The sequence below is a fragment of the uncultured Paracoccus sp. genome (assembly GCF_947496875.1).
In the GTDB taxonomy this organism is placed as follows: Bacteria; Pseudomonadota; Alphaproteobacteria; order Rhodobacterales; family Rhodobacteraceae; genus Paracoccus.
This window is the reverse complement of record NZ_CANMEH010000042.1, coordinates 1-7,823: the sequence shown is the minus strand read 5'-3', so window position 1 is coordinate 7,823 and position 7,823 is coordinate 1. Positions and strand designations below refer to the sequence as shown.

The following is a 7,823-nucleotide window of genomic DNA, read 5'->3' as shown; positions in this document are numbered from 1 at the left end:
GCCATTCCTGCGGGGAACCTGCTCGACATCTCGATGGACACCTGGCGCAAAGCCTGGGAGCTGAAGGTCTTCGGCTACATCGCCCTCGCTAGGCACTTCCTCAAGGCCATGTCCGACGCCGGCGGCGGGGTCATCGTCAATGTCATCGGCAGCGCGGGGGAGAGCCCGGATTTCGATTACGTGTGCGGCTCGACGGGGAACGCGGCGCTGATGGCCTTCACCCGTGCGGTCGGCGGACGAAGCCTGGACCTGGGGGTGCGCGTCATCGGCATCAACCCGGGCGCCGTCGAGACCGAGCGGCTGCGCAACCTGCTCGGGGCCCGCGCAGAGGAAACCTATGGTGCGGCCAGCGAGTACCGCCGGTTCTTCGACCGCTACCCGGCGGGGCGCCCGGCGCAGGCCGGCGAGGTGGCCGACCTGATCGCCTTCGTTGCGTCGGGGAAAGCGGCCTACCTGTCCGGCACGATCGTCACCGTCGACGGCGGCATGGCCTCGCGCCGTTCGCTCTGAGCCGGATCGCGCTGAACGTCTGCACCCCCCTGCCCAGCAGCTTCCCTAGCTCTTCGTCCGAGAAGCCGACCGATAACGAGGCAGCGACTGCGCCTCGGTCAGATGTGCGCGCAGTATCCATGGCAACTGGGTGGGCCCGAACGGCGGTGCCGCTCGCTCGCACCGGTGCGGTTCCGGCCATGCCGGCGACGATCTTTGCGGTCGGATCCGCTTCACGCGTCGGCGGGATCAAAGGGGGGTGAACATCGGCTCGCACGGGATCAGGCCAAAAAAGCATAAACATGTTGACACATACCTGCCCCCTGTCTAGGGTGGAGAGGTATTGGGTCGTCCGACTCAAGCACGGGAATGCGGTTGCATCGGGGAGGATGTGAATTGCCTGCGAGAACTGGAAATATGGTGTTTGTGGCTGGTGTTCTGCTCGGGGCCACCCCGAGTCTGGCACAGGATATCAGCGTCAAGATCGGGGTGCTGAACGATCAATCCGGAATCTATTCTGATCTTTCCGGCGTCGGGTCTGTCGTTGCGGCGCAGCTTGCGGTCGAGGATTTCGACGGCGCATCGAAGGGGATCAGCGTCGAGATCCTGTCGGCTGACCATCAGAATAAGCCCGACGTGGGCAGCAGCATCGCACGGTCGTGGATCGACCAGGAGGATGTCGATGTCATCGCGGATGTTCCCGGGTCGGCCATCGCCCTGGCGGTCAGCGACATCGTCGAGGACAAGGGCAGGATCCATCTCAATTCAGGGGCAGGCACGGCGGAGCTGACCGGCGCCGAATGCTCCCCCAACGCCATCCACTGGACCTATGACACCTGGGCGCTCGCCAACGGCACGGGACGTGCCATGGTGCAGCAGGGCGGCGACACCTGGTTCTTCATCTCGGCCGACTATGCGTTCGGCCACGCGATGGAGCAGGATACATCGGCGGTCGTCGAGGCGACCGGCGGCCAGGTGCTCGGCTCGGCCAGGCACCCGCTCGGGACCAACGACTTCGCATCCTTCCTGCTGCAGGCGCAGTCGTCCGGCGCCAAGGTGATCGGGCTGGCAAATGGCGGCGGCGACATGATCAATGCCGTCAAACAGGCGTCGGAGTTCGGGATCACGCAGAGCGGACAGTCGCTGGCGGCCCTGGTCGCGTTCATCTCCGACGTCCATTCGCTCGGTCTCCAGACTGCACAGGGGCTGGTTCTGACGGAAGCCTTCTACTGGGATCAGAACGACGAGAGCCGGGCCTGGTCCGAGCGCTTCGGTGCGCTCCATGAAGGCAAGATGCCGACACAGGTCCATGCGGGGGTCTATTCCTCGATCATGCATTACCTGAAGGCCGTCGAAGCTGCCGGCACCAAGGACGCGGACGCGGTCATGGCCAAGATGAAGGAAATGCCCATCGACGATCCCCTGTTCGGCCAGGGCGAGGTCCGCGTCGACGGGCGCGCCGTGCACGACATGTACCTGTTCCGCGTGAAATCGCCGGAAGACTCGACCGGCGAATGGGACGTCTACGAGACGCTTGCGACAATCCCCGCGAGCGAGGCTTTCCGCCCGCTGGCCGACAGCGACTGCCCCCTGGTGCAGTAGAATCGCCCCAGTTCCCCGGCGCACGTCGCGCCGGGGGATTGCAGGCCAGCGTTTTGGGGAGACGATTGATGCAGACCCTTGGGATGATGCTCGAGACGACCGCGCGGTGGTTTCCGGACAAGCCGTTCATCATCTTCGAAGGGAAGACCACCACCTATGCGGAGTTCAATCGCCGGGCCGCGCGGCTGGCCGCCCTGCTGAGCAGCCTCGGCGTTCGGAAGGGAACGCCCGTGGGCCTCTATGTGCACAGCACGCCCGACGTCGCGGTCGGCTATCACGCCTGTCAGAAGATCGGAGCCATCGCCGTGCCGATCAGCGCCGCCTACAAGTCGTCGGAGTTCGAGCGGCTGGGGCAAAGCACCCGGATGCCGGTGCTGGTCTGCCTGGCCGAGACCCTCGGGGTTGTCGATGCGGTCCGCGGGTCCCTGCCTGACCTGAACCATATTCTCGTCATCGGGAACGAGGCGCCGGAATGGGCGACCGCCCTCGAGGCCGAGTTGCCCAAGTGGCCGGATGTGTTCGAGCCGGTGCCGGTCGACCCCGAAGACGTGGCCGCGATCTTCTTCACCTCGGGCACCACGGGATTGCCCAAGGGAGCCATGCAGACGCATCGCGCCATCTATCATGCGATCCGTGATACGCATTCGCACCAGAAGCTGCGCTGGCAGCAGGAACGCTTCATGTGCGTGGTGCCGATGTTCAACAACTTCGGTGCCACGGTGATGCTCAACGGGTGCCTCTATGCCGCCGGAACCCTGATCCTCATCAAGAAATGGGATGCCGCCGAGGTGCTGTCGCTGATGACCGAGCATCGCGCGACGTTTTTCGCCGGCACGCCCACCATGTTCGCCTATCTCCTGGACAGCCACGATCCGGAGCGGCATCGGCTGGATGATCTGAAGCTGTGCATGGCAGGCGGCGCGCCGCTTCCGCCCGAGCTGCTGACGCGATTCGAGGCGACGTTCGGGGTGCCGCTGGTGAACGGCTATGGCGCCAGCGAACTGTGCGGCATCTGCACGACAGAGGCGCCGACCGGGCCACGAAAGATGGGCTCTGTCGGTACGGCGATCGGCAGCGCGACGATCTCGATCCTGGACGACGACGGCAATCCGGTGCCTGCCGGAAGCCTTGGCGAGATCTGCGTGTCAGGCGATCTGGTCGGTGCCGGCTACTGGCAGGATCCCGAGGCGACCGCCGCCGCCTTCACGCCCGAAGGATGGCGAAGCGGGGATATCGGACGGCTGGACGAGGACGGGTTCCTGTTCGTCGTCGATCGCAAGAAGGACGTCATCATAACGGGCGGCTCGAACATCTTCCCGGCAGAGGTCGAGGCTGTTCTTGCGTCCCATCCCGCGGTCAGTCTTGCCTCGGTGATCGGCGTGCCGGACGAGACGAAGGGTGAGCTCGCCGTGGCGTGCATCACTCTCCGGCCGGAGTCCGAGGTCTCCGAGCACATGCTGATGGCCTTCTGCAAGGAGCGGCTGTCATCCTACAAGGTGCCGCGCCGGGTGCAGTTCTTCGACAGCTTCCCGCTGGGGCCGACCGGCAAGATCCTCAAGAAGGGTCTCCTCGAACTGGTGACATCTTCACCGTCCCGCCAGAACTGAAAGGTCTGCGTAGTCTGATGGAGCCCGACGCGGAAGCCTATCGCTACATCTACCACATGGGTTTTGGCGACTGCGATCCGCACGGGATCGCCTACACCGGGGCGCTTCTGAATGCGGCGCTGCGAGCGCTTGACCGGTTCATGTCCGACGTGACCGGCGGGCGAGGCTGGTTCGCCATGAGCGCCGAGATGGGCATGGGCATGCCCTTCGTCCATCTCGAGGCCGATTTCGCGTCGCCCGTGCGGGGCGGCGCGGATCTTCACTTCACGATCCAGGTGTCGCGGGTCGGCCGCACGTCGGTCGGGCTCCGTACGATCGGGTGGCAGGGGGACCGGCGCTGTTTCACGGTCGACAGCGTGAGTGTCATCACGTCCCGAGAGGGAGAAAAGCAGCCGCTGCCCGACTGGCTGCGGGCGGCGCTTCAGCCCCATCTCCGCCTGCATGGCTGAGGAGGCGACAGTCCGGTGCACCGACCGGGTGAGCCCGGCCGACAACCTGCCCCCGAGGCGACAATGCACGCGCCATATCTCAGCGGTTGCGGAAATTGGGCTTCCGCTTTTCACCGAACGCGGTCATGCCTTCGCGTCGGTCATCCACTGCGAAGGTCGAATAGAGCAGCCGTCGTTCGAGGTGGATGCCTTCGGCGAGATGGGTTTCGAAGGCTTTGTTGACGGCCTCCTTCGCGATCATCACGATCGGACGCGATGACTGGGCGATCTCATGCGCGATCGCAAGCGCGGTGCTAAGATGTTCCCCGTCCGGCACCACCCTGCTGATTAACCCATTAGCGCGGGCCTCGTCGGCGGTCAGGCGGCGGCCGGTCAGGATCATGTCCATCGCGAGCGCCTTGCCCGCCACCCGTGTCAGCCGCTGCGTGCCGCCCGCCCCGGGGATGATGCCGATCTTCGTTTCGGGCAGGGCAAAGCGCGCGCATTCCGCCGCGACGATGATGTCGCACATCAGGGCGAGTTCAAACCCGCCGCCGATCGCGTAACCGGAGACCGCGGCGATCGTCGGCTTGCGGCACTGGGCGATGCGTTCCCATGTCGCGGTGATGAACTGCTCGTCGAAGACATCGATGAAGCTCTTGTCGCGAATCTCGTTGATGTCGGCGCCTGCGGCAAACGCCTTGTCCGATCCCGTCAGGACGATGACATTGATCTCGCCATCCCGCTCCATCTCGTCGACCGCCTGCGACAGCTCGGTGGTGATCTGCCGGTTCAAGGCATTCAGCGCCTCGGGCCGGTTCAGGGTGATGATCCCGACGGCGCCGTCGCGCCGGGAAAGGATGCTCTGGGCGGTCATGCGGCTGCCTCGGTGCGCTGTGGTTCGGCGATGGTGATGACGATCTTGCCCAGGCGATCGGCGTCGTCCAGCCGCGCAAACGCGGCAGGGGTCTCCTGCAGCGGATAGACGCTGTCGATGGGCGGGACGAAGCCACCGGATTCGAAGGCCTGGACCAGGCGGCGGAACTCCTCGAGGCTGCCCATCGTCGAGCCGTGCACCGACAGCTGACGCACGAACAGCCGCTGGATGTCCGCCGATGGATGCGCGCCGGTCGTGGCGCCGCAGGTGGTCAGATGCCCGCCTCGCGCCATTACGCGCAGCGAACTGGGCCAGGTCTTTTCACCCACATTGTCGACAACCAGATCGGCACCGCCATCCGTCAGCTCCAGCACCGTCCGGACCAGGTCGCGGTCACGGTAATCCACCACCTCCACCCCGAGGCTGCGGAAATGCGCCAGCTTCTCCTCGCCCGAGGTGGAGACGATCACCCGCGCCCCGGCCATCCGGGCCAGCTGCATCGCGGCATAGGCCACGCCACCCCCGGCGCCCTGGATGAACACGGTCTGCCCCGGGCCGGTCGGCGCCTTGCCCAGCACCATCCGCCATGCCGTCAGATAGGCCACGCCAAGGGTAGCTGCCTGCCGGACGTCGGCTGCGGCGGACAGGCGCACCAGCGCCCGGTCCGGCACCGACATGAACTCGGCAAAGGTGCCATCCACATGTTCGCCGAAGATCCGCGCCCGCAGGCAGAGCGGCTGGTCGCCGGCGAGACAGTAGCGGCAGTGGCCGCAGAAATTATAGGGATAGAGGATGACGCGATCGCCAGGCTGCAGCCGCGACGACTCATCTGCCTCCAGCACCTCGCCCACGCCGTCGACACCCATGATCAGCGGCAATTCGTGGGAGATGCCCGCCCCCGAGTCGCGCATGTAGAGATCGACGCGGTTCACCGAGGCGGCCAGCATCCGGACCAGGACGTTGCCCGCCGCCCGGGTCGGCACATCGACTTGCATGAGCCGCGGTCCCGCGATCCCCCGCTGGTGCAGCATGACGGCCTTCATCTGGTCTCCTCCGTCGAATATAAAGCAATGTATTTACGTAATCATACTACGCGCGAGCCGCGGGCCTGTCGACTGTTTTGACCATCGGTATGGTTTGGCCAAATGCCTGAGCGGCCGAGATGCAGCCCCGTCATCCGGGCACCCTCTCAAAGCACCATCGTACCCAGCACGATCCCGGCGATCGTGGCCAGGACCGGAATGGCGACTGGCGACTGCCACCACGAAGATGTTGGGATAGCTTTTCTTGTGGTTGAGGCCGGTGATTGCCAGCAGGGTGATGACCGCGCCGTTATGGGGGAGCGTATCCAATCCGCCCGACGCGAGCGTCGCGACCCTGTGCATCAGTTCCAGGCTGATGCCCTGGTCGCGTCCAATTGCGGCGAACTGCTCGCCGAGTGTGGCGAGGGCAATCGACAGCCCGCCGGAGGCCGAACCTGTGATCCCCGCCAGAGCGTTGGCCGCCAGCGCCAGAGACGCCAGCGGGTTGGTGGGAAACGCGTCCAGCACAGCGTCTCGGACCAAGGCAAAGGCCGGCAGCGATGCAATGAAGGGGCCATAGCCGACCTCCGAGCCGGCATTGAAGATCGGCAGCAGTGAGCCCATCGTCCCCGAGTTGAAGGTTTCCACAGGGTTGGAGAAGCGGCGCCAGTTCAAGGCGAGCGTCAGCAGAATCGAGATCACCAGCGAAACGATGATCGCCCAGATACCCGCCACCTTCTCGATCGAGGTTCCGCCGTAAGCCTCCTCCGCAAGGTAGGACGTGTCGAGGCCCGGCAGGATGACATAGGTGAACAGCACGTTCAGAACGATCACCGCCACGATCGGCAGGATGGCGATGGAGAACGGCGGCAGTTCGTGCCCCTCGTGGCGCATCGCCTCATCGCTGGTCATCGGGTGATTGCCATACCCATTGGCGGCCGCCGCGGCCGCCCGGCGGTTCAGCCACAACATCCCAGTCCAAGCATGAGACCGGCCGAGAACAGCCCCAGCAGCGGTGCCGCGAAGACGTTGGTCCCGAAATAGGGGATCGGAATGGCGTTCTGGATCTGCGGGTTTCCGGGAAGCGCCGTCATCGCGTAGGTAACCCCCCCAACGCGATCGCCCCGGGGAGCAGGCGCTTCGGGATATCCGCCTTGTGGAACAGGGCGTTCGCGATCGGGTAAATCGCGAAAGCAACGACGAAGACCGACACGCCCCCATAAGCCAGCACAGTGCAGGCCAGCACCACGGAAAGCATGGCGCGCTTCGCGCCGAGCGACAACACGATGCGTTCGGCGATGATGCGAGCCGACCCGCTGTCGGCCATCACCTTCCCGAAGATTGCGCCCAGCAGGAACAGCGGAAAGAACACGGTGACGAAGTTTCCGAGGGACTTCATGAAGACCTGGGTATAGGTCGCCAGAACCGGCAGCTCCCCCGACATCAGCACCGCCAGCATTGCCAGAGCGGGGGCCAGGAGCAGCACGGTTATGCCGCGATAGGCGAGATACATCAGAAGGCCGAGAGGGAGAGCAGGATGCCGAAAAGGCCCATGTGTTTTCACCTCTGGTTATTGCGACAGAATGCCTGCAAGCGGGCTGTACGCGCTGCGAACGGGGTTGATCGGCTACAGGCGGATCGCGGCACGCTCGGGTCGCGAACGAGCGCGGCATGAGCGCCGCCGGGTGGCGTGCCCATGCCGGAATAAGGTGCCTCAGATCTTCTCGGTGAGTTCCGGCAGGACGGTGAAGATGTCGCCGACCAGGCCGTAATCGGCGACCTGGAAGATCGGCGCCTC

General features: G+C 65.0%; 9 protein-coding genes. 4 read left to right on the top strand and 5 right to left on the bottom strand.

The features are described 5' to 3' along the window. The 4 genes from Q0938_RS18580 to Q0938_RS18565 all read left to right on the top strand — a co-directional run. Positions 1–510 (top strand): SDR family oxidoreductase (locus tag Q0938_RS18580; protein WP_299365514.1); only part of this gene is annotated, 510 nt, incomplete at its 5' end. Between the two features lie 396 nt (positions 511–906). Beyond that, on the top strand, positions 907–2,091 hold the full coding sequence (locus tag Q0938_RS18575; RefSeq protein WP_299365512.1) for an ABC transporter substrate-binding protein: 1,185 nt from the start codon (positions 907–909) through the stop codon (positions 2,089–2,091). A 68-nt stretch (positions 2,092–2,159) separates the two neighbouring features. Continuing rightward, a complete protein-coding gene (locus tag Q0938_RS18570; RefSeq protein ID WP_299365510.1) occupies positions 2,160–3,698 on the top strand; it encodes an AMP-binding protein in 1,539 nt (512 codons plus the stop codon). 17 nt (positions 3,699–3,715) lie between these two features. After that, entirely contained in the window at positions 3,716–4,147 is a 432-nt protein-coding gene (locus tag Q0938_RS18565) for a thioesterase family protein (protein ID WP_299365508.1), read from the top strand. 79 nt (positions 4,148–4,226) lie between these two features. On the opposite strand, the gene Q0938_RS18560 is transcribed toward Q0938_RS18565, so the two are convergent. Genes Q0938_RS18560 through Q0938_RS18540 form a run of 5 tightly spaced genes read right to left on the bottom strand, consistent with a single transcriptional unit; the run spans position 4,227 to position 7,538 of the window. Continuing rightward, entirely contained in the window at positions 4,227–5,003 is a 777-nt protein-coding gene (locus tag Q0938_RS18560; protein ID WP_299365506.1) for an enoyl-CoA hydratase-related protein, read from the bottom strand. Further along, entirely contained in the window at positions 5,000–6,046 is a 1,047-nt protein-coding gene (locus Q0938_RS18555; protein ID WP_299365504.1) for a zinc-binding dehydrogenase, read from the bottom strand. The genes Q0938_RS18560 and Q0938_RS18555 overlap by 4 nt, the downstream gene beginning before the upstream one ends. Positions 6,047–6,079: 33 nt before the next feature. Then, positions 6,080–6,997, bottom strand: a complete 918-nt coding sequence (locus Q0938_RS18550; RefSeq protein WP_299365502.1) for a GntP family permease — start codon at positions 6,995–6,997, stop codon at positions 6,080–6,082. Then, positions 6,985–7,119, bottom strand: coding sequence for a hypothetical protein (locus tag Q0938_RS18545; protein WP_299365500.1), 135 nt, complete (start codon positions 7,117–7,119; stop codon positions 6,985–6,987). The genes Q0938_RS18550 and Q0938_RS18545 overlap by 13 nt, the downstream gene beginning before the upstream one ends. Beyond that, a complete protein-coding gene (locus tag Q0938_RS18540; protein WP_299365498.1) occupies positions 7,116–7,538 on the bottom strand; it encodes a hypothetical protein in 423 nt (140 codons plus the stop codon). Before Q0938_RS18540 ends, Q0938_RS18545 begins: the two co-directional genes overlap by 4 nt. Positions 7,539–7,823: the final 285 nt, after the last annotated feature.

What these genes read in the sequence shown, in the direction of transcription:
- Q0938_RS18575 (WP_299365512.1), top strand. Translation starts at nt 907, where the DNA reads ATGGTGTTTGTGGCTGGTGTTCTGCTCGGGGCCACCCCGAGTCTGGCA.
- Q0938_RS18570 (WP_299365510.1), top strand. Translation starts at nt 2,160, where the DNA reads ATGCAGACCCTTGGGATGATGCTCGAGACGACCGCGCGGTGGTTTCCG.
- Q0938_RS18565 (WP_299365508.1), top strand. Translation starts at nt 3,716, where the DNA reads ATGGAGCCCGACGCGGAAGCCTATCGCTACATCTACCACATGGGTTTT.
- Q0938_RS18560 (WP_299365506.1), bottom strand. Translation starts at nt 5,003, where the DNA reads ATGACCGCCCAGAGCATCCTTTCCCGGCGCGACGGCGCCGTCGGGATC.
- Q0938_RS18555 (WP_299365504.1), bottom strand. Translation starts at nt 6,046, where the DNA reads ATGAAGGCCGTCATGCTGCACCAGCGGGGGATCGCGGGACCGCGGCTC.
- Q0938_RS18550 (WP_299365502.1), bottom strand. Translation starts at nt 6,997, where the DNA reads ATGTTGTGGCTGAACCGCCGGGCGGCCGCGGCGGCCGCCAATGGGTAT.
- Q0938_RS18545 (WP_299365500.1), bottom strand. Translation starts at nt 7,119, where the DNA reads ATGACGGCGCTTCCCGGAAACCCGCAGATCCAGAACGCCATTCCGATC.
- Q0938_RS18540 (WP_299365498.1), bottom strand. Translation starts at nt 7,538, where the DNA reads ATGTATCTCGCCTATCGCGGCATAACCGTGCTGCTCCTGGCCCCCGCT.